General features: G+C 71.8%; 24 protein-coding genes and 1 pseudogene. 5 read left to right on the top strand and 20 right to left on the bottom strand.

Annotation, left to right across the window (positions count from 1 at the left end):
• Nucleotides 1-46: 46 nt before the first annotated feature.
• From ftsZ to AB0J55_RS37375, 5 genes are all read right to left on the bottom strand, one after another.
• Nucleotides 47-1354, bottom strand: coding sequence for a cell division protein FtsZ (gene ftsZ, locus AB0J55_RS37395; RefSeq protein WP_364259857.1), 1308 nt, complete (start codon nucleotides 1352-1354; stop codon nucleotides 47-49).
• Between the two features lie 243 nt (nucleotides 1355-1597).
• Entirely contained in the window at nucleotides 1598-2353 is a 756-nt protein-coding gene (locus AB0J55_RS37390; protein ID WP_364260178.1) for an anti-sigma factor, read from the bottom strand.
• A gap of 11 nt (nucleotides 2354-2364) precedes the next feature.
• Nucleotides 2365-2970 (bottom strand): ECF RNA polymerase sigma factor SigK, encoded by a 606-nt coding sequence (sigK, locus tag AB0J55_RS37385; RefSeq protein ID WP_364259854.1) that lies wholly within the window; start codon nucleotides 2968-2970, stop codon nucleotides 2365-2367.
• On the bottom strand, nucleotides 2963-3697 hold the full coding sequence (locus AB0J55_RS37380) for a DUF1365 domain-containing protein (RefSeq protein WP_364260175.1): 735 nt from the start codon (nucleotides 3695-3697) through the stop codon (nucleotides 2963-2965). Before AB0J55_RS37380 ends, sigK begins: the two co-directional genes overlap by 8 nt.
• Complete coding sequence (locus tag AB0J55_RS37375; RefSeq protein ID WP_364259851.1) at nucleotides 3691-4959, bottom strand: FAD-dependent oxidoreductase; 1269 nt, start codon at nucleotides 4957-4959, stop codon at nucleotides 3691-3693. The genes AB0J55_RS37380 and AB0J55_RS37375 overlap by 7 nt, the downstream gene beginning before the upstream one ends.
• Before the next feature lie 82 nt (nucleotides 4960-5041).
• Between AB0J55_RS37375 and AB0J55_RS37370 the strand changes: the two genes are divergently transcribed.
• Together AB0J55_RS37370 and AB0J55_RS37365 are read left to right on the top strand one after the other, a co-directional pair.
• Complete coding sequence (locus tag AB0J55_RS37370; protein ID WP_364259848.1) at nucleotides 5042-6307, top strand: cyclopropane-fatty-acyl-phospholipid synthase family protein; 1266 nt, start codon at nucleotides 5042-5044, stop codon at nucleotides 6305-6307.
• Nucleotides 6307-7068 (top strand): DUF1295 domain-containing protein, encoded by a 762-nt coding sequence (locus AB0J55_RS37365; RefSeq protein WP_364259845.1) that lies wholly within the window; start codon nucleotides 6307-6309, stop codon nucleotides 7066-7068. Before AB0J55_RS37370 ends, AB0J55_RS37365 begins: the two co-directional genes overlap by 1 nt.
• On the opposite strand, the gene AB0J55_RS37360 is transcribed toward AB0J55_RS37365, so the two are convergent.
• The 5 genes from AB0J55_RS37360 to AB0J55_RS37340 form a co-directional block, all read right to left on the bottom strand.
• A complete protein-coding gene (locus AB0J55_RS37360) occupies nucleotides 7055-7561 on the bottom strand; it encodes a DinB family protein (protein WP_364259842.1) in 507 nt (168 codons plus the stop codon). The genes AB0J55_RS37365 and AB0J55_RS37360 overlap by 14 nt on opposite strands.
• Nucleotides 7562-7611: 50 nt before the next feature.
• Nucleotides 7612-7800, bottom strand: a complete 189-nt coding sequence (locus AB0J55_RS37355; RefSeq protein ID WP_364259839.1) for a hypothetical protein — start codon at nucleotides 7798-7800, stop codon at nucleotides 7612-7614.
• Nucleotides 7801-8093: 293 nt separating this feature from the next.
• Complete coding sequence (locus AB0J55_RS37350; RefSeq protein WP_364259836.1) at nucleotides 8094-8948, bottom strand: helix-turn-helix transcriptional regulator; 855 nt, start codon at nucleotides 8946-8948, stop codon at nucleotides 8094-8096.
• The gene (locus AB0J55_RS37345) at nucleotides 8923-9447 is read right to left on the bottom strand and encodes a DUF6879 family protein (RefSeq protein ID WP_364259833.1); all 525 of its coding nucleotides are present in this window, start codon (nucleotides 9445-9447) and stop codon (nucleotides 8923-8925) included. The genes AB0J55_RS37350 and AB0J55_RS37345 overlap by 26 nt, the downstream gene beginning before the upstream one ends.
• A gap of 253 nt (nucleotides 9448-9700) precedes the next feature.
• Nucleotides 9701-10237, bottom strand: coding sequence for an ABATE domain-containing protein (locus tag AB0J55_RS37340; protein WP_364259830.1), 537 nt, complete (start codon nucleotides 10235-10237; stop codon nucleotides 9701-9703).
• Nucleotides 10238-10314: 77 nt separating this feature from the next.
• On the opposite strand from AB0J55_RS37340, the gene AB0J55_RS37335 reads away from it, so the two are divergent.
• Nucleotides 10315-11484 carry an MFS transporter gene (locus tag AB0J55_RS37335; RefSeq protein ID WP_364259827.1) on the top strand — a complete coding sequence of 390 codons (1170 nt, stop codon included), beginning with the start codon at nucleotides 10315-10317 and terminating at the stop codon, nucleotides 11482-11484.
• Here AB0J55_RS37335 and AB0J55_RS37330 read toward each other — a convergent pair.
• Complete coding sequence (locus AB0J55_RS37330) at nucleotides 11481-12386, bottom strand: LysR family transcriptional regulator (RefSeq protein ID WP_364259824.1); 906 nt, start codon at nucleotides 12384-12386, stop codon at nucleotides 11481-11483. The two genes, AB0J55_RS37335 and AB0J55_RS37330, sit on opposite strands and share 4 nt — an antisense overlap.
• A 68-nt stretch (nucleotides 12387-12454) precedes the next feature.
• On the opposite strand from AB0J55_RS37330, the gene AB0J55_RS37325 reads away from it, so the two are divergent.
• Nucleotides 12455-13309: an EamA family transporter gene (locus AB0J55_RS37325; RefSeq protein ID WP_364259821.1), complete on the top strand. Its 855-nt coding sequence runs from the start codon at nucleotides 12455-12457 to the stop codon at nucleotides 13307-13309.
• On the opposite strand, the gene AB0J55_RS37320 is transcribed toward AB0J55_RS37325, so the two are convergent.
• From AB0J55_RS37320 to AB0J55_RS37280, 9 genes are all read right to left on the bottom strand, one after another.
• Entirely contained in the window at nucleotides 13306-14136 is an 831-nt protein-coding gene (locus AB0J55_RS37320; protein WP_364259818.1) for an NAD(P)H-binding protein, read from the bottom strand. The two genes, AB0J55_RS37325 and AB0J55_RS37320, sit on opposite strands and share 4 nt — an antisense overlap.
• A gap of 77 nt (nucleotides 14137-14213) precedes the next feature.
• Nucleotides 14214-15041, bottom strand: a complete 828-nt coding sequence (locus tag AB0J55_RS37315; RefSeq protein ID WP_364259815.1) for an FtsQ-type POTRA domain-containing protein — start codon at nucleotides 15039-15041, stop codon at nucleotides 14214-14216.
• A gap of 4 nt (nucleotides 15042-15045) precedes the next feature.
• Entirely contained in the window at nucleotides 15046-16443 is a 1398-nt protein-coding gene (gene murC, locus AB0J55_RS37310) for a UDP-N-acetylmuramate--L-alanine ligase (RefSeq protein ID WP_364259812.1), read from the bottom strand.
• Nucleotides 16436-17560, bottom strand: a complete 1125-nt coding sequence (gene murG, locus AB0J55_RS37305; RefSeq protein WP_364259809.1) for an undecaprenyldiphospho-muramoylpentapeptide beta-N-acetylglucosaminyltransferase — start codon at nucleotides 17558-17560, stop codon at nucleotides 16436-16438. The genes murC and murG overlap by 8 nt, the downstream gene beginning before the upstream one ends.
• Nucleotides 17557-19059 (bottom strand): putative lipid II flippase FtsW, encoded by a 1503-nt coding sequence (gene ftsW, locus AB0J55_RS37300; protein ID WP_364259806.1) that lies wholly within the window; start codon nucleotides 19057-19059, stop codon nucleotides 17557-17559. Before ftsW ends, murG begins: the two co-directional genes overlap by 4 nt.
• Complete coding sequence (gene murD / locus AB0J55_RS37295; protein WP_364259803.1) at nucleotides 19046-20452, bottom strand: UDP-N-acetylmuramoyl-L-alanine--D-glutamate ligase; 1407 nt, start codon at nucleotides 20450-20452, stop codon at nucleotides 19046-19048. The genes ftsW and murD overlap by 14 nt, the downstream gene beginning before the upstream one ends.
• A gap of 2 nt (nucleotides 20453-20454) precedes the next feature.
• A complete protein-coding gene (gene mraY, locus AB0J55_RS37290; protein WP_364259800.1) occupies nucleotides 20455-21537 on the bottom strand; it encodes a phospho-N-acetylmuramoyl-pentapeptide-transferase in 1083 nt (360 codons plus the stop codon).
• Nucleotides 21534-23036, bottom strand: a complete 1503-nt coding sequence (murF, locus tag AB0J55_RS37285) for a UDP-N-acetylmuramoyl-tripeptide--D-alanyl-D-alanine ligase (protein WP_364259797.1) — start codon at nucleotides 23034-23036, stop codon at nucleotides 21534-21536. Before murF ends, mraY begins: the two co-directional genes overlap by 4 nt.
• Nucleotides 23033-24577: a UDP-N-acetylmuramoyl-L-alanyl-D-glutamate--2,6-diaminopimelate ligase gene (locus AB0J55_RS37280; protein ID WP_364260172.1), complete on the bottom strand. Its 1545-nt coding sequence runs from the start codon at nucleotides 24575-24577 to the stop codon at nucleotides 23033-23035. The genes murF and AB0J55_RS37280 overlap by 4 nt, the downstream gene beginning before the upstream one ends.
• Nucleotides 24578-24830: 253 nt before the next feature.
• Between AB0J55_RS37280 and AB0J55_RS37275 the strand changes: the two are divergent.
• A pseudogene (locus tag AB0J55_RS37275) lies at nucleotides 24831-24920 on the top strand (ABC transporter substrate-binding protein); the annotation flags it as partial.
• Nucleotides 24921-24951: the final 31 nt, after the last annotated feature.

Here is a 24951-nt window from a genome sequence, read left to right as displayed (position 1 = left end):
CACCCACGACTCTAGTTCGCGGGTGACGGCCTTCCGGAGCTGGTGGCTAGCGCCGCATGAACGGCGGGACGTCGACCTCGTCGTCCGACGGGTCGTCGTGCACCGGCATCGCGCGCCCGGGCAGGCTGCCCTGGGTCGCGTTGGAGCCCAGCGGCGAGTAGCCGCGCGAGCCGCCGCCGGGCTGCGGGAGCCCGCCGGCCGGCTGGTTTCCGGTGGCCGAGGGCAGCGGCGAGTGCGTCCGCGGCGGCGCCACCGGGTAGCCGGAGCTGCCCGCCGACGGCACCGGCGTGGCGCCGGACGGCGGCGTCGGCGGGTTCGAAACCTGCCCCGCCGAGGCCGAGGCCGTGGTGGACGACGCACGCGAGCCGGAGCCGAAGGTCGACGGGTCCAGCTTCTTGTGCGTCGGCGCGCCGGCGTCGAACCCGGCGGCGATCACCGTGACCCGGACCTCGTCGCCGAGGGAGTCGTCGATGATCGTGCCGAAGATGATGTTGGCGTCCGGGTGCGCGGACTCCTGCACCAGCGACGCTGCCTCGTTGATCTCGAACAGGCCCAGGTCGGAGCCACCGGCGATGGACAGCAGCGCGCCGTGGGCGCCGTCCATCGACGCCTCCAGCAGCGGCGAGTTGATCGCCTTCTCCGCCGCCTGGATGGCCCGGCCCTCCCCGCGCGCCGAGCCGATGCCCATCAGCGCGGAGCCCGCGCCGGACATGACGCTCTTGACGTCGGCGAAGTCCAGGTTGATCAGGCCCGGCGTGGTGATCAGGTCGGTGATGCCCTGGACACCGGACAGCAGCACCTCGTCCGCGGAGCGGAAGGCGTCCATCAGCGACACGCCGATGTCGCCGAGCTGCAGCAGCCGGTCGTTCGGGATGACGATGAGCGTGTCGCACTCGTTGCGCAGCGCCTGGATGCCGTCTTCGGCCTGCTTGCCGCGGCGCTTGCCCTCGAAGGTGAACGGGCGGGTCACCACGCCGATGGTCAGCGCGCCCAGCTTGCGGGCGATCTGCGCCACGACCGGGGCACCACCGGTGCCGGTGCCGCCGCCTTCACCGGCCGTCACGAACACCATGTCGGCGCCCTTGATGACCTCTTCGATCTCTTCGCGGTGGTCTTCGGCGGCCTTCTGGCCGACCTCGGGGGCGGCGCCCGCGCCGAGGCCGCGGGTCAGTTCACGGCCGATGTCCAGCTTGACGTCGGCGTCGGACATGAGCAGTGCTTGCGCGTCGGTGTTCACCGCGATGAACTCGACACCCTTGAGGCCGACCTCGATCATGCGGTTCACGGCGTTCACGCCGCCACCGCCGATGCCGACCACCTTGATCACCGCAAGGTAGTTGTGCGGGGGCGTCATCGAAGTCCGCCTTCCTGATCGTCAATACCCGTACAGCCCGCCGGCCGGTGATCAACTCTCAACCTCAACCCCAGATTGAGAGTTATGTCAACTGCCGACGTTAGGCAGGACGGTAGGCACCAGGCACGCTCTAATCCAGTAGGCACGCCGTGTGTCGCAAAGGTGTTTTGCCACAACACGTTCGAGCGCGCAAGAGCGGGGAGCCGGAAGCACCGCCCCGGCCCGATCTGCTATGGCGCAAGATCAGGCCGGTGCCGGCATGCTCATGAGCACGTCGGTGGGCGTTCCGGTGGGCGAACCGCCCGCCTGCTCGACGCTCACCGCCAGCTTGTCCACCGGCCCCACGCCGTCGGCCACGACCAGGCCCCCGTCGTCGGACGCGGCGATCACCCCGGCCGAGCGCGGCGCGTTCGAGCCGGTGATCAGCCAGGCCTCGTAGACCTTGCCGCCCGGCTGGGCCGGCAGCCCGGTGTCCATCACCATGACGCGGTTCAGCGACTTCGAGACGATGACGGTGACGCCGCCACCGATGGGCGCCTCGCCGTGCACGGTCTTCGCGTCGGGCGCCGACAGCAGCGCCGCCACCGGCTCGTAGCGCTGCTTCGCCTGGTCGAGGCGGGATTGCGCGGCCTGCAGCTCCTGCTGCTGGGTCAGCGCGATCCCGCCGAAGACGCCGCCCGCGGCGAGCCCGACGACGGCGGCCGCGGCCGCCACGACCACCGCCCAGCGCGGGGCCCGCGCCGACCGCCGGGACCGCTCGTGGGAGCCGGGCCGGGTCCGCGGGGGCAGCTGGCGGGTGGCGTGCATGGCCGCCAGCACCCGGTCCTTGAACTCCGGCGGCGGCTCCTCGGCCATCGCCGCGCCGAGCCGGGCCGCGGTCGCGCGCAGCTCGGCGACCTCCTGCGCGCAGGACTCGCACTGCTCGAGGTGGCGGGCGAACTCCGCGCGCTCGACGTCGTTGACGGCGTCGAGGGCGAAGGCGCCGGCCAGGGTGTGCATCTCCGGCGTGCTCAAGCGGTCACCCCCAGGCAGTCCCGCAGGCGGATCAGCCCGTCCCGCAGCCGCGTCTTGACGGTGCCCTGCGGCGTCGACAGCACTTCGGCCACCTCGCGATACGTATAGCCCTGGTAGTAGGCGAGCAGCACGGACTCGCGCTGCAGGTCGGTCAGGAAGGACAGGCACCGGCGCACCTGGGAGCGTTCGAGCCGGGCGGTGACGGACTCGGCGACCTCGTCGAACGGCCGGCCGCGGGCGGCTTCGAAGGTCGCCTTCTGCTCCCGCTCGGTGCTGGCCCGCGCCGAGCGGACGCGGTCGACCGCGCGGCGGTGGGCCAGGGTCATCGCCCAGTTCAGCGCCGAGCCGCGCTCGGGCGCGTACCGCGTCGCGGTGCGCCAGAGCTCGACGAGCACCTCCTGGGCGACCTCTTCGGACTGGGCCGCGTCCCGCACGATCCGCCGGACGAGCCCGTAGATCGGCCCGGCGAGCTGGTCGTAGAGCAGCTCGAAGGCCCGCTCGTCGCCCTTGGCCACGCGCACCATGAGCTCTTCCGCCGTCGGGCCGGGCAGGGTTTCGGAGGGCACCGGCGCCATGTGGCGCGGGCGGGCCGGCTCATCCATGCAGCTGTCCTCCGGCGTTCTGCGGGGTGCGCGGCACGACCGCGGCCTTCCGCAGCCACAACGTGACGCCGTGGCGGCGGATCAGCGCGGACACCCGCTGCGGGAGCAGCGGCCGGGCCAGCACGAGCCGGGCCAGCCACCGCGGGTTCACCGGGCGGCGAACTCCCCGAAGCGTAGCGACCAGCGGCGTGGTGGTGCCGCGGCGCAACGCCACGGTGAGGTCGAGCAGCGCTTCCGGGCGCGGCAGGCGCATCCGGTACTCGCCGTCCATCTCCTGGAACGGCGAGACGTAGAACTCCTTGGCCGTGCGGGCGCGCCCGGCGTCGTCGGGGTGCAGGAGGTAGGCGTGGCGGCCGCCGTAGGTGTTGTGCACCTCGGCGACCACGCACGCCAGCCGGCCGTCGGGGTCGTGGCACCAGTAGACGCTGATCGGGTTGAACACGTACCCGAGCACGCGCGCGGCGGCCAGCATCACGACCCGGCCGCCGCGCAGGTCGACGCCGCGCTCGGCGAGCCACGCGTCCAGCTTCTCCCGGATGCCGCGGGGATCGCTCGCCACGAAGTGGTCCCGGCGGTCGAACCGGGCGAACGGCCGCAGCCACCACGGCAGCCGCGGGAGGTCGTCCAGGTCGACCCGCCACAGGTACACGCGATGGGCGAAGGCGTGCGGCGGGTCGATCCGCCGCACGTGCGCGACCGTGGCGTCGTAGAGGGCGTTCGTCACCAGGTCACCCCGAGGCTTTCGGCGGCCCGGGCCCCCGAAGAACAGCCGTCCTCGTGGAAGCCCCAGCCGTGGTAGGCGCCCGCGTACGCGAGTACGCCGTCGTTGAGTTCGGGCAGCCGGCGTTGCGCGGCAACGGATTCCGGTGTGTAGACGGGGTGCTCGTACTGCATCCGCGCGACCAGGTGCTCCGGCCGGGGACCGCCCCCGGGGTTGAGCGTGACGACGTACCCGGTCGGCTCGTCGAGCCGCATCAGCCGGTTCATGTCGTAGCTGACCTGGACCGCGCCGGTCGGCGCGCCGCACGCGGGCGCGCGGTAGTTCCACCCGGCCCTAGCGTCGGCCAGCGAGGGCAGCACGCTCGTGTCGGTGTGCAGCCAGGCTTCGTTGGCCGAATACCGGAACGCGCCGAGCACCTCGCGTTCGGCGGCGGTCGGGTTGGCCAGCAGGGCGAGCGCCTGGTCGGCGTGCGTGGCGACGACGACCTTGTCGACGCGGTGCGGCGTGTCGGCGTCGTCGCGGATCTCGACGCCGGCCGCGGTCCGCAGCACCGACCGCACCGGCGTCGACAGGTGGACGGCGGTGAGCTGCTTGGCCGCCAGCTCGACGTACTCGCGGGAGCCGCCGGCGACGGTCCGCCAGACGGGCGAGTTCTTCACCGAGAGCATGCCGTGGTTGCGGAGGAACTCGAACAGGTACCGCGCCGGGTACCGGAGGGTGTCGGAGCGGTCGGCCGACCACACCGTCGACACCAGCGGCAGCATGAAGTGGTCGACGAAGTAGCGGGTGTAGCCGCCGATGGCGAGGAACGCCCCGAGCGTGACGTCCCCGGCGTCCTTCGCCGCCAGCAGCCGCTTCGCGTGCCGGTGGAACCGCTTCACCTCGGCCAGCATCCGCAGGTACCGGCCGCGGAAGGCGTTGCCGCGCTGGGCGAACAGCCCGGGCAGGCCCTTCGCGCCGGCGTACTGCAGGCCGCAGCCGTCGCAGCGGATGCTCATCGACATCTCGGTGTCGCGGGTGCGCACCCCCAGCTCGCCGAACAGCTTGAGCAGGGTCGGGTAGGTGCGCTCGTTGTGGACGATGAAGCCGGAGTCCACGCCGATCGTGCCGCCGTGGGTGCTCGGCACGTCGTGCGTGTGCGCGTGCCCGCCCAGGCGGTCGTCGGCCTCGAACAGCAGTACTTCGTACTTGCGTTGCAGCAGGTAGGCCGCGGTCAGTCCGGCCACCCCGCTGCCGATGACGCCGATGCGTTCTCCCGTGATCTCCACACCGGTCCTTCGGGACCGCGGCCCGGCCGGATTGGCGGGCCGGGCGACCAATCCACCGGGGCGGGGTGCGCGAATCCCGGGCATGCCGAACACCACCGCGCACCGTCTCGCTTCGTTCGCCGAAAAGCTGCTCGGCGGGCCCCTGCCCGTCGGCCTCCGCACCTGGGACGGCACCCGCGCCGGCCCGGCGGACACGCCCACCGTCGTGCTCCGCAACCGCCGCGCCCTGCGCCGCCTGCTCTACGCGCCCGGCGAGCTGGGGCTCGCGCGCGCCTACGTCACCGGGGACCTCGACGTCGAGGGCGACCTCGCCGACGGCTTCCGCCGGATCTGGGCCCTCACCCGCACGGGAGAGCTCAACCGGGTCGCGCTCGGGCCGCGCGACTGGGCGGAGGCCGTCGCACTGGCCGCTCGCCTGGGGGTCGCGGGGCTGCCGCCGAAGCCGCCCGCCGAGGAGGCCCGGCTGTCCGGGAAGCTGCACAGCCTGCTGCGCGACCGGTCCGCCATCGCCCACCACTACGACCTGGGCAACGCGTTCTACCAGCTGCTGCTGGACGAGTCGATGGCCTACTCGAGCGCGTACTTCACCTCGGAGTCGCAGAGCCTGGCCCAGGCGCAGCACGACAAGCTGGAGCTGATCTGCCGCAAGCTGGGGCTGCGGCCGGGCATGCGGCTGCTGGACGTCGGCTGCGGCTGGGGCTCGCTGCTGGTCCACGCGGCCAAGCATCACGGCGTCGAGGCCGTGGGGATCACGCTGTCGGCGGAGCAGCTGCAGCACGTCCGCGGCCGGCTCGCCCAGCACGACCTCGAGGACCGCGTCGAGGTGCGCCGTCAGGACTACCGCGAGCTGCCGGACGCGCCGTTCGACGCGGTGGCGTCGATCGAAATGGGCGAGCATGTCGGCGAGGTCAACTACCCGGCGTACGCGGCGACGCTGCACCGCATGGTGAAGCCGGGTGGCCGCCTGCTGCTCCAGCAGATGTCGCGCGGGAACGTGGCCCCGGGCGGCGGCGCGTTCATCGAGCGGTACATCGCGCCGGACATGACCATGCGCCCGGTGGGCCGGACGCTGGACCACCTGGAGTCGGCTGGGTTCGAGGTCCGGGACGTACACGCAATGCGTGAGCACTACGTCTGGACGGTCCGGGCCTGGGCGGAGACCCTGGAGGAGAACTGGGCCGACGTCGTCGCGCTGATCGGCGAGACCGGCGCGCGGGTCTGGCGGCTGTACCTGGTGGGCGGGGCGCTGGCGTTCGAGGAGAACCGGATGGGTGTGGACCAGATCCTGGCCGTGCGGCCCGGCGAGCACGGCCGGTCCGGGATGCCGGCGACGCGGGAGTGGTGCTGATGCCGCAGCTGCTGGTCACGGCCGTCGTCACGCTGGTGGCGGTCGCGGTGACGTTCGGGATCGCGCTGGCGCGCGGGCGGTACGACACGATCGACAGTTTCTGGGGGCTCGGATTCGCGATCGTCGCGCTCGTGGCCTTCCCGTTCGGCGACGGCCCGCTCCCGCTGCGGCTCGTGGTGGTCCTCCTGACGGTCGTCTGGGGTGTCCGGCTTTCGGTGCACCTGCACCTGCGCAACCACAAGCTGCCCGAGGACCCGCGGTACGCCCGGATGGGCCACGGGCGGCTGAAGATGTTCGTCCGGGTGTACCTGTTCCAGGCGGTGGTCCTGTACTTCGTGTCGCTGCCGGTGCAGTTCGCGGTGGACGGCACGGGTATCGGCGTGCTCGGCTGGCTGGGCATCGTCGTGTGGGCGGTGGGTTTCGCGTTCGAGACGATCGGCGACGACCAGCTGCGCCGGTTCAAGGCCGACCCGGCGAACCGCGGCCGCGTACTGGACACGGGCCTGTGGCGCTACACGCGTCACCCGAACTACTTCGGCGACGCGTGCGTGTGGTGGGGCCTGTACCTCCTCGCGTGTTCGACCTGGCCGGGCGCGGCGACGGTCCTTTCCCCCGTGGCGATGACGTTCACGCTGGCCCGCGGGACGGGAAAGCCCATGCTGGAGAAGGGAATGGCCCGCACCCGCCCGGCGTACGCGCAGTACGTCGAGCGCACCAGCGGGTTCTTCCCGTTGCCGCCGAAGAAGGTCACTCCCCGGTGAGGCCGTCGGTGAGTTCGCGCAGCACGTCGAGGTGCCCGACGTGCCGCGCGGTCTCCTCGATCATGTGCGTGAGGACCCAGCGGACGTTGAAGGTCTCGCCCTTGTGCGTGACTTCGTCGTCGAAGCTGAGTTTTGCGACGATCTCCCGGCTGCGCGCGCACTGCTTTTCGTAGTCGGCGAGCAGGGTTTCGAGTTCGGTGCCGGGCGGGACCCGGAACTCGGCGTCCGGGTCCTGTTCGAGTTTCGCTTCCCAGGTGTCTTCTGCACCGTCGACGACGACGCCGAACCAGAACCATTCGTCGAGCGTGAGGTGGGCGACCAGGCCGGCGACGGTGGTGAGTTCGCTGGGCAGGTGGACCTGGCGGGCTTGTTCGCCGGTGAGCCCGCCGGCTTTCCAGGCGACGGTGGCGCGGTGGTAGTCGAGGAGGCTGGTGAGGATGTCCCGTTCACCGCCGGTGAGCGGGACCTTGGGGCGGTGAGGTCGTTCGGTCATGGGCGGGACTCTGCCAGAGGGGTCCGACAGTTCCGGGTGGCGCCGCCGGTTCACCGGGAGAACTTGGCGAGGTGGCTGTCGACCCAGGTGCGCCCGAACCCGGCGAGGACAGGGCCGGACCAGCGGCCGGCGATCTTGACGTCGGCCCAGAGGGGCATGCTGGGACCGCCGATCGTGCCGTGGCCGACCTGGACGGCCGATGCGCCTTCGGGCCAGCGGAAGACGAAGTGCGCGTACATGAAGAGCCAGGCCCGGTTTCCGGCGGCGTCTTTGGTTTCCCGCGGGCCTTCGGTGGGGTAAGGGGCGCGGTAGAAGGTCTGGGTTCTGGTTCCGGAGCGGAATTCGTCGGGGATGAGACCGGGGCGGAGGAGCGGGTCAGTCTTCGACAATGGTGATCGTGCCGGTGCCATCGCAGCTTCCGCAGCCCTTTCCCCTGCAGTCACCACAGGTACGAGTGATGTTTTCCATACGAGAATCGTGACATCACCTTCAAGGTGAACACCACTACCACTCGCGTATACGCATAGAGAGATTATTCGGTTTCCTGACTGAATTCGTCGGCGACCGACCGAAGAAAATCGGTCGCTTCTCCACCCCTCAGCGCATGCGACCGGAAGAACTCGAACAACTCGAGGTGATAACCGATATCCCGCGGATCACGCAACGCGACCGTGCCGGAGAACAACTCGACCGTGACCAGCCGCTCGTCGTAGATCACGAAGAGGTTCAACGGAGACGCCCGAACTTCACTCGCCTGCGGGATGACCGAGATCTCGATGTTCTCCCGCTCGCTCAGTGCAGCAAGGTTCGCCGACTGGCCGATCATCACGGAGAGCGATGCCCGCCGCCAGCGGACCGCCTGCTCGGTCAACACGAACTCGAACCAACGCCCGGTTTCGCTCAACACCCGCTGCCAGGACAACCGCGCTTCGAGCATCTTGCCGACATCACGCTCCGGCCGGCCTTTGACGGTCGAGGTGAGCACGTGCCGCGCGTAGTCCGGCGTCTGCAGCAGGCCACTGGGGATCGCGGGCAGAAACTGCCGAACCACCTGCGAGGACTCGTGCAGCGCCTTGATTTCGAGCTGACCACGCCACAGCCCGGTGCGCGCGAGCGTCCGCCACGACGTGTACCCGACGTTCGCGACCCGGGCCAGCGCCACGAGCTTTTCGGCGGCATCGGCCGGGACGGCCAGCGCCGCGACGATCTGCTCGACGTCGATCACCGACGGGAGGATCTTGCCTGTCTCGATGCGGCTGATCTTCGCCTGGCTCATGGCACACCGCGCAGCCAGTCTCTCGCCCGAGAGACCAGCAGCTTGCCGCAGTTCGCGCAGCAGCTCCGCCAAGGTCGCGCGCTGCTCATCCTGCTGGTCCGGCTCCAGCATCCCATTCGCCAAACGGCACCCCGTGACTCAGAGCCAAATCTCGCCAATGACGATACTGCGCCGAATCGGCCCCCTCAACCAACTCGGCACCGATGAATGTCCCGTCGGGATTGTAGTCGAGATGCACCACCGCCACCTCGTCGAAGAGCCAGAAGTCCTGATCAGGCAGCCCCCAGCTGCACTCCGTGATATCGACCACCCGGTAATCCTCACCGGCCGCGATATTTCCGGGAATACCCCAGGCGCGCTGGTAGCGAAGGTAATCCGTCAACGGACGGCGGATCAATTTGGCGCGCTGAACGGTTCGACCGGACGCAACGATCTTCTCGATACGGCCATGCCACGAGGCGTTGTGATCTGCAGGACGTTCGCCACCGGCCAGAAACAATTCGATGTTGGACTGTTCGGCCGGCATCGCGTAAGTCTGCCGCGTTTCGAGCCGGAACGCCGACACCCTGAACTCGTCGAAGTACCTCGTCCACTCAGCGCCCAAGCGCACGCAAGGCCTCCTCGACAAGGTCCACCGACAGCTCGACAGCCTGTTCACACGAGGAGAACACCAGCCCCTCGCTGCTCGTGACCGCGTTCCCCTGCAGTACGAGTGTGTTGCGATCCGACAGGTAGACAGTCGGGCACGTACCGTCATCGCACGTCCCGGCAAGCTTCCTGAGTTTCATAGGCGCCACGCTAACGGGCACGCTCAGTGCACACAAGACTACCCAGCGGTTACTCTCGTGTTCGCATAACCCCGCTCACGAAGCCGTCACCTTCGCTCGATAAGTCGACTTCTTCGCCTGGTTCCCGCACACCCCCATCGAGCACCACCGCCGCGTCCCCGGCCGGGACGTGTCCAAAAACAACGCCCCGCACCGCTCCCCCGCACACCGCCGCACCCGCGCGAACTCCGGCGATGTCACCAACTCCAGCGCATCCCGGGCCACCAAAGCCAGCATCGCCGACCCAGGATCCGCCGCCTGCCAACGCAACTCACCCGACACCGCAAGCGAAGGCGCCGGCACCGGCAAAGCCGCGAACCGGTTCAACCGCTGCCGCGACGACGGCCGCAGCGAACCCGTCAACAGCTCGTGAACCGCCTCCCGCACCGCCCGGGCGTCACGAGACGACGAAGGCACGACCGGCGACGAAAACGGCCCGAACTGATCGATCCAAGCCCCCCACGCCCGCTCGTCCGGCAGCTCCTCGGTCTCCCCCGGCGTCCCGCGGTAGCGAAGGGTCCGGATGAAGTCGAGGCACAGCCGGCCCGCGCCCGCGCGGAATCTGTCCGTCATACGGGTCACAGTACGCCGGAACCGGTTTGACTGGTACCGTCGGGAACCGATCAAACCGGTTCCAAGAGGGGGCGCGCGTGACCGAGACCGAACAGAAGGCCCCGCCCGGGTGGCTCGTGCTGCTGCTGGCCGTCTCCTGTGGACTGACCGTCGCCAACCTCTACTACGCCCAGCCGCTGCTCGCCGAGCTGCGGGGGACCTTCGGGGTCGGTGAGGCCGCCGCCGGGGGTGTCGTCACCGCCACGCAGATCGGGTACGCCGCCGGGATGCTGCTGCTCGTCCCGCTCGGGGACCGGCTCGAGAACCGAGGCCTCGTCGCGACACTGCTCGCCGTCGCCTGTGCCGGGCTCGTCGTCACCGGGGTTGCGCCCGGGTTCGCCGTCCTGCTGATCGCTTCGCTCGCCGTCGGGGCCGCGTCGGTCGTCGTGCAGATCCTCATCCCGTTCGCCGCCGACATCTCGCCCGATGCCATCCGCGGGCGGATCGTCGGGCGGGTCGTCAGCGGGCTGCTCTTCGGCATCCTGCTCTCGCGGGTCGTCGCCAGCTTCCTCGCCGAGGTCACCGGCTGGCGGGTCGTCTTCCTCATCTCGGCCGCCGCGATGGCCGCGCTCGCCCTCGTGCTGCGGTTCATCCTGCCGCCCCGCGCGCCCAAGACCGACGTCCCCTACGGGCAGCTGCTCCGCTCCACCTTCGCCATGGCGCGCAAGCACCCGGCGCTGCGGCACCGCGCCCTCTACCAGTCCGCGATGTTCGGGGCCTTCAGCGCCTTCTGGACGACCATCGCCTTCGTGCTGACCGCGCCGCCGTTCAACTACTCCCAGCTCGGCGTGGGCCTCTTCGCGCTGGCGGGCGCCGCCGGCGCCGCGGTCGCGCCGCTGGCCGGGCGGTGGTCGGACCACGGCCACGGCCGGCCGCTCACCGCGGGCGCCTTCGTGCTCTGCGCCGCGGCCTTCGCGCTGGCCGGCTTCGGTGCGCACAGCGTCGTCCTGCTGGCGATCGCCGCGATCGCCGTCGACATGGCCGTCCAGACGACGCTGGTGGTCGGGCAGCACACGATCTACCAGCTCGACCCGTCGGCCCGCGCCCGGATCAACAGCGTCTACCTGGGCACGTTCTTCATCGGCGGCGCGATCGGCTCCCAGGCGGGCTCGGTCGCCTACCACCTCGGCGGCTGGACGGCGGTCGTCGTGTTCGCCGGCGTGCTCCCCCTGCTCGGCCTGGCCGGGATGACCCGCACGCAGGTCTAACGCGCCAGCAGCCCGAGAACCAGCGCCAGCGGCGGCCACGCCTCCCGCCCACGACGGGTGCACGCGAAGGCACGCTGCCGCACCTCCGGCCCGGCCAGCGGCAGCAGCGTCACCCCCGGTTGCGTGGCCCGGCCCACCGGCATCAGGCCGACCGCGGGAGCCGGCCCCGTCACGATCAGGTCCTCCACCAGCTCCAGGCTGTCCGCGCGGTGCGTCACCGCCGGGGTGAACCCCGCCATCGCCGCCAGGCGGCGGACGACGTCCTCGTCGGCGCTGTTGCGGGAGTTGACGATCCAGCCGTGGCCGCGGAACGCCTCGAAAACCGCCAGCGCCCCTTCGCCGCGGGCCAGGGACGCGTCCGCAGCCGGGACGGCGAGCCCCCAGCGCGCTGTCCACAATGGACTCGCCGTGAGCGTGGAGTCCACACTGGCCGGAGCGAGATCGTAGTCGTAGGTGAGGGCGAGGTCGATGTCGTCGGCCAGCAGCGCCGCAAACGCTTCCCAGGGCTCGTACTCGCTGATCCGCAGCTCCACCCGCGGGTGGTGCTCGGCGAGCGCGGCCGCGGCGGGGAGCACCGAGCGCCGCACGGCCGTGGCGAACCCGGCCACCCGCACGGTGCCGGCCGGCTCGGCGTGGGGGTCGAGGTCGGCGTGGGCGGCCTCCACGGCGGCGAGGATCGTCACGGCGTGTTCGGCCAGCCGCCGCCCCGCGGGCGTGAGCCGCACGCGCCGGCCGTCCGGTTCGAGCAGCGGCACGCCGGTTTCCCGCGCCAGGACCGCGATCTGCTGCGAGACCGTGGACGTGGTCGTCCCGAGCACGTCCGCCACCGCCCGCATCGAGCCGTGGCGGGACAGCTCGAGCAGGAACCGGAGCCGGCGCGTGTCCACGCGCTCATTGTCCATGAATCGCGAACGGTATGTCCATGATTGCCACGTGGACATGAACGGTCGTGGTCGGCTTTGCTGGACCCGTGCCGTCCTCGTCCCGCGCCGGAGCGTCCCTCGCCGTCGCCGCCATGCTCTGTGTCCAGCTCGGTCTCGCCGTGTCGGTCGGCCTGTTCGATCAGGTGGGTCCCGCAGGAGCCGCGTGGCTGCGCCTGGCGTGGGCCGGGGTGCTGCTGCTCGTCGTGGTCCGGCCGCGGCCGTCGTCGTTCCGGCGCAGCACGTTCCTGGCCTGCTGCGGGCTGGGCGTGGTCACGGCGGGGATGACCATGCTGTTCATGGAGGCCGTCGCCCGGTTGCCGCTGGGCACGGCGAGCGCGCTGGAGTTCCTCGGCCCGCTGACCGTCGCCGTCACGCGCGGCCGCGGCGGCAAGCGGCTGTGGCCGGTCCTCGCCGCGGCCGGCGTGCTGCTGCTGACCCAGCCGTGGCAAGGCAGCGTGGACCTGCCCGGAGTCAGCTACGCACTCGCGTCGGCGGTCTGCTGGGCGGCCTACATTCTGCTGACGCAACGGGTCGGCGACGAAGTGGCGGGCGTGCGCGGACTCGCGGTGTCGATGCCGGTGGCGGGCCTCGTGGCGACGCTCGTCTACGGACCGGAGGTGCTCGGGCACCTGACCTGGCCGCTGCTGCTGACCGGCCTCGGCCTCGCGGTGCTGCTGCCGGTGGTGCCGTTCGCGCTCGAAATGCTCGCGCTGCGGCGGCTGACGGCCCCCGCGTTCGGGACGCTGATGAGCCTGGAACCGGCCATCGCCCTGACGATCGGGTTCGTCGTGCTCCACCAGGTCCCGGACGCCGCAGCGGCGGCGGGCGTGGTGTTCGTCGTGGCGGCCGGGATCGGCGCGGAGCGGACCGGGGCGCGGGAGCCGGCCGGGCAGCCGGCCTAGGCGAACACCTCCCGCCGCGCGGCCACCCACTCCGCATACGTCGTGCCCGGACGGCCGAGCAGCTCCTCGACGACGCCGGTCGGCACCTGCGGGTGCCGCAGGGTCTCCGCGAAGCCCGCCAACAGCCAGCCGACGGCCGATTCCGGGACGCCGTACCCGATCCACTGCGCGCGCTGCTCCGCCGGGGTCAGCTCGCGGAACCGGATCTCCTTGCCCAGCACCGCCGCCAGGGTGTCGACCTGGCCGCGCAAGCTGATGGCCTCCGGTCCACTGAGGACATACGTCGTGCCGATGTGGCCGTCCGAGACGAGCACCCGGGCCGCCACGGCCGCGATGTCGCCGAGGTCGATGGGCGTCTGCGTCGCGTCGCCGTAGGCCATCGCGACTTCGCCCGCGCGGACCATGGGCGCCCAGTCGAGCGTGTTGTTCATGAACACGCCGGGCCGCAGGAAGGTCCAGGCGAAGCCGGCGTCCCGGACCGCGGCCTCGACGGCGGCGTACTCGTGGCCGCTGGACCCTTCGTGGTCGTCGCCGACGCTGCTGCCCGACAGGGCGACCACCCGCTCGACGCCGGCGTCCGAAGCCAGCTCGCAGAACCGCCGGACGGTCCGCGCCATCGGCGCCAGATACACCGCCGAGACGCCCTTGAGCGCGACCGGCAGCGTCGACGGCCGCGCCAGCGAGCCCACGACCACCTCGACTTCGCTCGGCAGCTGCGCGCGTCCGGGGTCGACGGTCAGCGCCCGCACCGACACCCCGGCGGTCAGCAGTTCGTCGACCACCAGCCGCCCGACGCTGCCGGTCGCGCCCGTCACCAGGATCGTCATGAACACCCTCCTCGTTCTCGTATGACGTACGAGATCGTACGGCATACGAGAACGCGGATGCACGCGAAATCGAAACTTCAGGAAGTGATGGTCGGCAGCTCGGGCGCCGCGACGTCGTAGACCTTGCCGTCCTGGGTCAGCAGGGCCGCCAGGACCTTGGCCTTGCGGTCGGTCTGCTCCGCGGTCCCCCAGCGCACGATCTTCCCGCTGGCCAGGGTGAACTCCACGCTCGCCGGCGTCTTCGCCGTCGCCGTCGTGACCTGCTTCAGCAGCTGCTCCGGGATCACCCCGAGCACCGCCGTCACCGCCCGGGTCACCGGGTCGTCCGCCGACACCTTCGGCAGCTTGAGCTCCGGCAGGCCCGGGGGCCGCGCCGCGACCGTCTTGAACACCACGCCGCCGCCGTCGACGAGGTGGACGCCGTCGCCGCCCGGGCCGCTGTCGAAGAACGCGATCGCCGTCCGCTCGGTCACCGTGATCTCGACCGTGTTCGGCCACGACCGGGACACCTCGACCGTGGCGATGCCCGGCATCGCGGCCACCCGGTCGCGGATCTCGTCCGTGCTCAGCCGCAGCATCGGCTTGTCGGCCGGCACCGCCGCGACCGTGCGGATCTGGTCGGCGGGCACGGTGCGCGAGCCGGTGACCGCGACGTCCTGCACCCCCAGCATCGAGCTGAAGAACAGCAGGTACACCATCGCCACGATGGTCAGCACGGTCAGCAGCGCGACCCACCGGCGGCGGATCTCCACCTGCCGGTTGGGCCGGTTTCGCGGCGACGGACGCGCCGCGGCGCGGGTCCGGCGGCGCTCCTCCTCGGAGCGCCGCCCCCGTCGTTGCCGGGCCAGGGCCGCGCGATCCGGTGCGTCTTCTTCCGAAGGACGGCGTTCCCTGGTCGGACTCATGGCCTCAGCGCTTGTCCAGCTCGGCGAGGATCTCCGGGCCCAGCTGCGTCACGTCCCCGGCGCCCATGGTCACCACGAGGTCGCCCGGCTTGGCCAGCCCGGCCACCAGCGGCGCGGCGAGGTCGAACGCCGGCTCGTAGTGCACCGACGCGGTCACCCGGTCGGCGATCAGCGCGCCGGTGACCCCCGGCTCGGGCTCTTCGCGGGCGCCGTAGACGTCCAGCACGACGACCTCGTCGGCCAGCGACAACGCCTCGGCGAACTCCGTCGAGAACGTCTTGGTCCGCGAGTACAGGTGCGGCTGGAACACCACGATCACCCGGCCGCCCCCCGCCGCCGTGCGGACCGCGCGGAGCTGGGCGGCCACCTCGGTCGGGTGGTGGGCGTAGTCGTCGTAGACGCGGACGTCACCGGCCCGGCCCTTGAACTCGAACCGCCGCCGAACGCCGCCGAACGCCGCGAGCCCCCCGACCATGCCCTCGACCGGCGCGCCCAGCTCGATCCCGGCCAGCAGGGCCGCGAGCGCGTTGTTCGCCATGTGGTCGCCCGGCACCGCGACCGTGACGTCGATCAGCTTGGTCTTCAGCGAGATCCGCACGACGCCGCCGTCGGGCCGCGACTCGTAGGACATGATCTTGGCGTCGTCGGGGCCGCTGACCCAGTAGCCGTACCGCTGCACCCGGATCCGGCGCTTGGCGGCCAGGTCGCCCAGTGCGTCGGCGCCCTCGTCGTCGGCGCAGACGATCAGCAGCCCGTCCGGGTCGAGGCGGTCGAGGAAGTCGGTGAACACCTTCGTGTAGGCCTCGGCCGTGCCGTGGTGGTCGAGGTGGTCCGGCTCGATGTTCGTCACCACCGCGACCGACGGCGAATAGGCCAGGAACGAGCCGTCGCTCTCGTCGGCCTCGGCGACGAAGATCCCGCCTTCGCCGTGGTGGGCGTTGGCGCCGGACTCGTTGAGGTCACCGCCGATGGCGAACGACGGGTCGAGCCGGCAGTGCTGCAGCGCCACCGTCAGCATCGACGTCGTCGACGTCTTGCCGTGCGTGCCCGCGATGCAGGCGACGCGGTGGCCCGCCATCAGCCCGGCCAGCGCCTCGGCCCGGTGCAGCACCGGGATCCCCGCCTCACGGGCCGCGGCCAGCTCGGGATTGGTCTCCTTGATGGCCGTCGAGACGACCACAGCCGACGGCAGCTGCGGCAGCGCCGAGATGTTCGAAGCGCTCTGCCCGACGAACAGCTCGGCGCCCTGCGCACGCAGCGAGAGCAGCGCGCGCGACTCCTTGGCGTCCGAACCCGACACGAAGGCCCCTCGGGCCAGCAGGATCCGCGCGATCCCGGACATGCCGGCCCCGCCGATCCCGATCAGGTGCGCGCGGCGCAGCTCTTCAGGCAGTTCAGACACCGGCGACCTCCAGGACGATGCGAGCGAGAGTCTCGTCGGCTTCGCGGTGGCCCATGCCGACCGCCGCCGCCCCCATCTTCGCGACGCGGTCGGCGTCGGTGACCAGCGGGACGACCAGCTCGGCGACCTTGGCCGGGCTGAGGTCGGCGTCGTCGATCATCAGCGCGGCGCCGGCGTCGACGGCGGGGCGGCCGTTGGTCGCCTGCTCGCCGTTGCCGATCGGCAGCGGGACGAACACCGCGGGCAGCCCGACCGACGTCACCTCGGCGACGGTCATCGCGCCCGAGCGGCAGATCGCGACGTCGGCGGCGGCGTAGGCGAGGTCCATCCGCTCCAGGTACGGCACCGGCACGTACGCCGGCTTGCCCGGGAACTCCTGCACGACCAGCGTGTTCTTCGGCCCGTGCGCGTGCAGGACGCCGACCCCGGCGTCCGCGAGGTCCTTCGCCGCGCCGGACACGGCCGCGTTGATCGACTGCGCCCCCTGCGACCCGCCGAACACCAGCAGCGTCGGCGCGTCCGGGTCCAGCCCGAAGAACTCCCGCGCCTCGGCCCGGAGCGCGGCCCGGTCCAGGGCCGTGATCGACCGCCGCAGCGGGATCCCGACGACCTCGGCCTTCGGCAGCGGCGTCCCCGGGACGGCCACGGCGACGCGCTTGGCGAACCGCGCGCCCACCTTGTTCGCCAGGCCGGCCGACTTGTTGGCCTCGTGCACGACGATCGGGACGCGCCCGCGCGCGGCCAGGTAGGCCGGCAGGGCGACGTAGCCGCCGAAGCCGACGACGACGTCCGCGCCGACCCGGTCCAGCACCTCACGGGTCTTGCGGACCGAGTCGCGGACCTTCAGCGGCAGCCGGACCAGCTCCGGCGTCGGCTTGCGCGGCAGCGGCACCGGCGGGATCAGCTCCAGGGGGTAACCGCGGGCCGGGACGAGCTTGTTCTCCAGGCCGCGCTCGGTGCCGAGCGCGACGACCGTCGCGTCCGGTCGCAGCCGCATGACGGCGTCGGCCAGGGCGAGGGCGGGTTCGATGTGTCCTGCGGTGCCACCTCCGGCGACCACGACCACGGGCCCCTTGCCCGTGGCGGCTCGCTCGGTTCCCTTGACGGGCTTACTCACCTATGACCTCTCCGGTTCGCGGTACTCCGGGTACCACGGCTCGCTGTTGTCCGCGCAGCCCCGCCGCGAGACGTGGCCGTGCTCGTCCGTGCCGCGCTGCGGCGCACCGGTTCGCGGACCGACCTGCGTCGTTCCTGTGCCGGGGCGGGCCGGGCCGCACGGGGCGCCGGCCTGGCCGCCTTCGCCCCGGGCCGCCCCGCCCCCTTGCGCGTGGCGGGCGGGCGGTACGGGTCGGGCGCGGGCAGCCGCAGCAGGCGTCCGAATTTACCCGGCCCCTGCGTGCGCAGCGCGGCCACCGCCTCCGGTTCGTGCCGGGCGGCGTTCGCGAGCACGCCCATGATGAGCATGGTGATCACCAGCGAGGTGCCGCCGTAGGAGATCAGCGGCAGCGTGACGCCGGTGACCGGCAGCAGGCCGACGACGTACCCGATGTTGATGCCGGCCTGGGCGACGAGGAACACCGTCAGCGTGCCGGAGACGATCCGGATCCACGGGTCGATGTTGCGGGTGGCGATCCGCAGGCCGACCACGGCGACCCCGCCGAAGAGGACGAGCACGACGACGCAGCCGATCAGGCCGAGCTCCTCGCCGATCAGGGCGAAGATGAAGTCGTTCTGCACGTTCGGCAGGTAACCCCAGTTGGACGTGCCCTGGCCCAGGCCCTTGCCGAGGAATCCGCCGTCGGCCAGGGCGAGCTTCGCCTGGTTGGCCTGGAACCCCTCGGCGGTGGTGTCGGCGTCCGGCGAGAGGAACGACATCACGCGCGCGAGCCGGTAGGGCGCGATGAGGGCCAGCACGAGCACCCCGGCCAGGCCGCCGGCGAGGATGACGCCGAACAGCCGTTTCGGGGCGCCGGCGAACCACAGCAGCGCCAGCAGGACCACGGCGAGGGTGACCGTGCCGCCGAGGTCGGGCTGCAGCATGACCAGGGCGAACATCAGCAGCGCGATCGGCACCACGGGCACCAGCAGGTGCCGCCACTGGTGGATCACGTTGTACTTGATCACCAGGATGTGGGCGCCCCAGAAGGCCAGCGCGACCTTCGCGGCCTCGACCGGCTGGAAGGTGAACTCGCCGATCTTGAACCAGCCCTGCGAGCCGTTGACCGTCGAGCCGAGCGGGGTGAGCACGAGCACCAGCAGGCCGAGGCAGATCACCGTGGCGGTGGCCGACATCCGCCGGATCCGCTCCAGCTTGACGCGCAGGCCCAGCCAGAACACGACCGAGCCGAGGGCGACGAAGACCAGGTGCTTGACGAACAGCGAGTACACGCCGCTGCCGGTCTTCGGGTTGTAGGAGGCCACCGACGACGCCGAGAGCACCATGACGATGCCGATGACGGTGAGCACGCCGGTGAGGGCGAGCACGAGGTGGAACGACGCCAGCGGCCGCGAGAGCCACGCGGTCAGCGCGGTCCGGAACGCGACGAAGCCGCTCTCCTTGCGCTCGCGGCGCGGCCGCTTCGGCGGTGCTTCGGGCTTGCTTTCAGCTGTCGTCACTCGGCTCCCCCGCTGCGTCGTCGCGGAGGACATGCACCGCCGCGGCGAACGCGTCGCCGCGGGCGCCGTAGTTCGGGAACATGTCCAACGACGCCGCGGCGGGTGCCAGCAGCACCACGTCACCGGGCCGGGCCATCGCGCTGGCCGCACTCACCGCCGCAGTCATGGGTTCATCGTCACCCGGACGGAGGCTGTTCACCGGGACATCCGGCGCGTGTCGCGCAACCGCGGCGGCGATCACGGGTGAATCCACACCGAGGAGCACGACCCCGCGCAGGCGGCCGGCGATGCTGCTCACGAGTTCGTCGACCGAGGCGCCCTTGAGCTGGCCCCCGGCGATCCACACGATGCTCTCGTGCGCCCGCAGGGACCCGGCGGCCGCGTGCGGGTTGGTCGCCTTCGAGTCGTTGACGTACCGCACCCCGGCCACCTCGGCGACCTCGGCGGCCCGGTGCGGGGCCGGCTGGTACTCGCGCAGCCCCTTCAGCACGGCTTCGGGCGTGACGCCGTGGGCGCGGGCCAGCGCGGCCGCGGCGAGGGCGTTGGCGACGTTGTGCGGGCCCGCCGGACGGACGTCCGACAGCGTGGCGAGCTCCTCGGCGCTGTTCGCCGGGTCGGCGACGAAGGCGCGGTCGACCAGCAGGTCCTCGACCACGCCGAGTTCGCCGGCGCGCGGGGTGTCGAGCTGGAAGCCGACGCGGCGGGCGCTCCCGGGCGCGTGTTCGGCGGCGATCCGGGTGGACCAGTCGTCGTCGGCGTTGTGCACGGCGACCTTGGCTCGGGCGTACACGCGCCCCTTCGCGGCCGCGTACTCGTCCATCGAGCCGTGCCAGTCGATGTGGTCCTCGGCCAGGTTCAGCACCACGGCCGCGTCCGGCGCCAGCGTCGAGGACCAGTGCAGCTGGAAGCTGGACAGCTCCACGGCCAGCACGTCGTAGCCCGCGCGGACCGCGTCGAGCGCCGCGTAGCCGATGTTCCCGCAGGCCACGGCGTTGGAGCCGGCCGCATTGAGGATCGATTCGAGCATGCCGGCGGTGGTCGTCTTGCCGTTGGTGCCGGTCACCACCAGCCAGGACGGCGGGTGCTCGCGCAGCTGCCCGACGCGCCAGGCCAGCTCGACGTCACCGATCACCTCGACCCCGGCTTCGGCCGCGGCCACGAGCAGCGGCGACGTCGGCCGCCAGCCGGGGCTGGTGACGACGAGCGCCGTTCCTTCCGGCGGTTCGGTCAGCCCCGGCACCAGCTCGGCACCGAGGCCTTCGAGCTCGGCCAGGCGCTCGGCGTTGCCGTCGGTGACGGTGACGCGGGCACCCAGCTCGACCAGCACCGGCACCACCGACTTGCCGGTGACCCCCGCCCCGGCGACGAGAACGTGACGACCATTGACGTCCACGATCAGCCGCCGAGACCCAGCTGCTCGCTGTAGAACAGGCCGAGCCCGAACATGCAGCAGATCGCCGAGAGCAGCCAGAACCGGATGATCACCGTGGTTTCGGCCCAGCCGGCGAGCTCGAAGTGGTGGTGGAACGGCGCCATCCGGAACAGCCGCCGCCGGGTCGTCCGGAACACCGCGATCTGCGCGACCACCGAGATCATCTCGACCATGAACAGGCCGCCGATGACGATGGCGAGCAGCTCGGTGCGGGTGGTCATCGAGAGCCCCGCGACCAGGCCGCCGAGGGCCAGCGAGCCGGTGTCGCCCATGAAGATCTTCGCCGGGGCCGCGTTCCACCAGAGGAACCCGACGCAGGCGCCGGTCGCCGCGGCGGCGACCACGGCCAGGTCCAGCGGGTCGCGGACGTCGTAGCAGGCGGGCGCCGGGCCGTTGGAACAGGACAGCCGCTCCTGCCAGAACGAGATGACCACGTAGGTGGCCAGCACCATCGCCGCCGCGCCGCCGGCCAGGCCGTCGAGGCCGTCGGTGAAGTTCACCGCGTTCGACCAGCCGGAGATGACGATGTAGCAGAAGATCACGAAGATCACCGACGGGAAGGTGATCAGCGCGAGGTCACGGACGTAGGAGAGGCTCTCCGACGCCGGCGTGATGCCGTGCTCGTTCGGGAAGTTCAGCACCAGCACCGCGAACGCGACGGTGACCACCAGCTGGCCGACCAGCTTCGCGGTCTTGTTCAGCCCCAGGTTGCGCTGCTTGCGGATCTTGATGAAGTCGTCGAGGAACCCGACGATCCCCAGGCCCACCGCGAGCATCAGGACGAGCAGCCCCGACGCCGTCGGCGCGCCGCTGCGGGAGTTGAACATCCAGTTGATCAGGTGCGCGGCGAAGTACCCGACGACCATCGCGATGATGATCGCGACCCCGCCCATGGTCGGGGTACCGCGCTTGGACTTGTGTCCCTGGGGGCCTTCCTCGCGGATCTCCTGGCCGAAGCCCTGCCGGGAGAAGACCCGGATCAGGTAGGGCGTGAGCAGGATGGAGATCAGCAGGCCCGCCGCGGCCGCGATCAGGATGCTGATCACGCGTCACCACCGTTCGAGCGATTCTCGGAGTTGTCGGTTTCCCGGGGTTCGAGCAGGGCCTCGGCGACCCGCCAGAGGCCGGCGGCCTTGGAGGCCTTGACCAGGACCACGTCCCCGGGGCGCAGCTGATCATGCAGCAGGGCGATCGCGGCCTCGACGTCGGGTACCAGAGCCGACTCCTCGCCCCAGGAGCCTTCCTGGAACGCGCCCTGGTGCATGGCCGCCGCCTCGGGCCCGATCACGACGAGCTTCGAGATGTTGAGCCGGACGACCAGCCGGCCGATCTCGTCGTGGGCGTTGACCGAGTCCGCGCCCAGCTCGCCCATCACGCCGAGGACGGCCCAGGACCGGCGGCCGGTGTCCCGCGTCATCGCCGCGAGGGCCTTGAGACCGGCCCGCATCGACTCGGGGTTGGCGTTGAAGGAGTCGTTGAGGATCGTGACGCCGTCTTCGCGGGTGACGACCTCCATCCGCCGCGCCGAGCGCCGCTCCACGGCCGACAGCCGGGCGGCGACCTCGGCCGGGGACGACCCCAGCTCCAGGGCGATCGCGGCGGCGGCGAGCGCGTTGCTCACGTGGTGCTCGCCGTGCAGCGGCAGCCGCACGTCGGCCTCCCCGGCCGGGGTGACCAGCCGGAACGACGGGCGGGCCTGGTCGTCGAGCGTGATGCCGGTCGCCCGGACCTGGGCCGACGGGCTCTGGCCGAAGAAGACGACCCGGGCCTTCGTCCGGCTCGCCATGGCGCTGACCAGCGGGTCGTCGGCGTTGAGCACGGCCACGCCGTCCTCGGGCAGGGCCTCGACCAGCTCGCCCTTGGTCTTCGCGATGCCCTCGCGGGAGCCGAACTCGCCGACGTGCGCGCTGCCGACGTTGAGCACCGCGCCGATCCGCGGCGGGGCGATCTCGGCGAGGTGGGCGATGTGGCCGGGCCCGCGCGCGGACAGCTCCAGCACCAGGTGCTTCGTCTCCGCGTCGGCGCGCAACGCCGTCCAGGGGTGGCCGAGCTCGTTGTTGAACGACCCCGGGGGCGCCACCGTCGGGCCGAGCGGCTCCAGCAGCTGCGCGATCAGGTCCTTCGTCGACGTCTTCCCGGACGAGCCGGTGACCCCCACGACCGTCAGGTTGCCTTCGGCCAGGCGCTGCACCACGAACCGGGCGAGCTTGGCCAGCGCGGCCAGCACGGCGGCGCCGGAGCCGTCCTTGTCGCCGGTCAGCGCGACCGACCGCTCGTGGGCTTCGCCCGCACCGATCGGCGGGACGACGATCGCCGGCGCGTCGACCTCGCGGGCGGCCAGCACGGCCACGGCGCCGGCCTCGACCGCCTGCGCGGCGAAGTCGTGGCCGTCGACCTTCTCCCCCGGCAGCGCGGCGAACAGGCCGCCGGGCGTGAGCTTCCGGGTGTCGAACTCCACGGTGCCGGTCACCTGCGCGCCCGGCTCGGCGCGGTGCAGCCGGCCGCCGACGACGTCGGCGATCTCGGCCAGGCTGAGCACGATCACACACTCACCTCGAGTTTGTTGCGGATGGCCGCGGCCAGCTCGTCGCGGTCGGAGAACGGGTGCACGACGCCGCCGGCCTCCTGGCCGGACTCGTGCCCCTTGCCGGCGAGGAAGACGATGTCGCCCGGCCCGGCCAGGGCGACGGCGTGCGCGATGGCCTCGCGGCGGTCGCCGATCTCGACGACCTCGCCGCCCTCGGCGGGGCCGACCGTGCGGGCGCCGGCCAGCATGGCGGCGCGGATGGCCGCCGGGTCCTCGGAGCGCGGGTTGTCGTCGGTGACGATCAGGACGTCGCTGCGGCGGGCCGCGGCCTCGCCCATCATCGGGCGCTTGGCGGTGTCCCGGTCGCCGCCGCAGCCGAGCACGGTGATGATCCGGCCCTCGGTGCGGGCGCGCAGCGCGTCCAGGCCCTGGGCGACCGCGGCCGGCTTGTGGGCGTAGTCGACGACGGCGGTGAACTCCTGGCCGACGTGGACCCGCTCCATCCGGCCCGGCACCTGCACCTCGGCGAGCCCGGTGACGATGTGCTCCAGGGACACGCCCGCGGTGCTCAGGATGGCGGCCGCGAGCACGGCGTTGGCCACGTTGAACTCGCCGGGCAGCGGGATCCGGGCGGGCGCGCTGACGCCGTCCGGGCCGTGCAGGGTGAACGTCTGCTCGCCCTGCGGGGTGGCCTCGATGTCCGTGGCCTTCCACGCCGCTTCGGTGCCCGGATCCGTGGTCACGGTGATCGTCTGCGGGGTGAGCAGGGCCTGGCCCCACGCGCTGTCGACCACGACGACCTCGTGCGTCGAGCGGCCGTCGAACAGCAGCGACTTCGCGGCGAAGTACTCCTGCATGTCCTTGTGGAAGTCCAGGTGGTCCTGGGAGAGGTTGGTGAACGCGCCGACCGCGAACCGGGTGCCGTTGACCCGGCCCAGCGCGAGCGCGTGGCTGGAGACCTCCATCGGCACGTGCGTGACCCCGCGTTCGAGCATCACCGCGAGCAGCGCCTGCAGGTCCGGCGCCTCGGGCGTGGTGAAGCCGCTGACCAGGCGTTCGCCGGCGATCCGGGTCTCGACCGTGCCGATCAGGCCGGTGGTCAGGCCGGCCGCCTGCAGCCCGGCGTCGACCAGGTAGGACGTCGTGGTCTTGCCGGAGGTGCCGGTGACGCCGAGGACGGCCAGCTTCAGGGAGGGCTCGCCGTAGATCCAGGCGGCGATCTCGCCGAGGGCGGCGCGCGGGTCGGCGTGCACCAGGATCGGGACGCCGGCGTCGCGCAGGGCGGGCCGCTCGGCCCCGGCGGCGTCGGTGAGCACCGCGACGGCCCCGGCGGCGACGGCCTGGTCGCTGAAGTCGGCGCCGTGGACGCGGGCGCCCGGGAGTGCGGCGAAGAGGTCACCGGGCAGCACGTGCTGCGCGCGCAGCGTGGTGCCGGTGACGGTCAGCTCGGCCGCGTCGGGCGAGCCGGCGATGAGGCGGGCGTCCGCCCTGGCGAGCAGCGTCGCCAGCGGGACCGGGACGATGCGCGCCGGGCGAGGCGGCGCGGGGACCGCTTTCACCGGGCTTTCCGGCACCTGGGAACTGGACGAGGACACGGACACGGCCAAGAGGCTACCGGCGGCCGTTCCGGGCCCCCGCACGCGGTACGGCGATTGCGTGCGGCCCGGGCACATGTGCTAAGTGGCTCCCTGGACCTCGTTGCCCCGCAACGGTTTCCCGCCCGCCAGCTCATGTGGACACTCTGCCGCAGCCGGTCGTGAGTGGGAAACAGTAGTATAATAAATATTTGAAGAAGGAAAACCGCTGGGGGGGCTGGGCGGGGACGTGGCGCGCGACCCGGAGCTGCTGAAGCTCGTCGGGAAGCCGTTCTCGAAGGAGGACTACGGCGTCGGCCTGCGCAAGGTCCCACTCACGACCGGCTGGGCGGGCCTGC

The organism is Amycolatopsis sp. NPDC049688 (assembly GCF_040674975.1).
Lineage (GTDB): Bacteria > Actinomycetota > Actinomycetes > Mycobacteriales > Pseudonocardiaceae > Amycolatopsis.
Note: the sequence above shows the minus strand (reverse complement) of the source record. Positions and strands in the feature narration are given on the sequence as shown.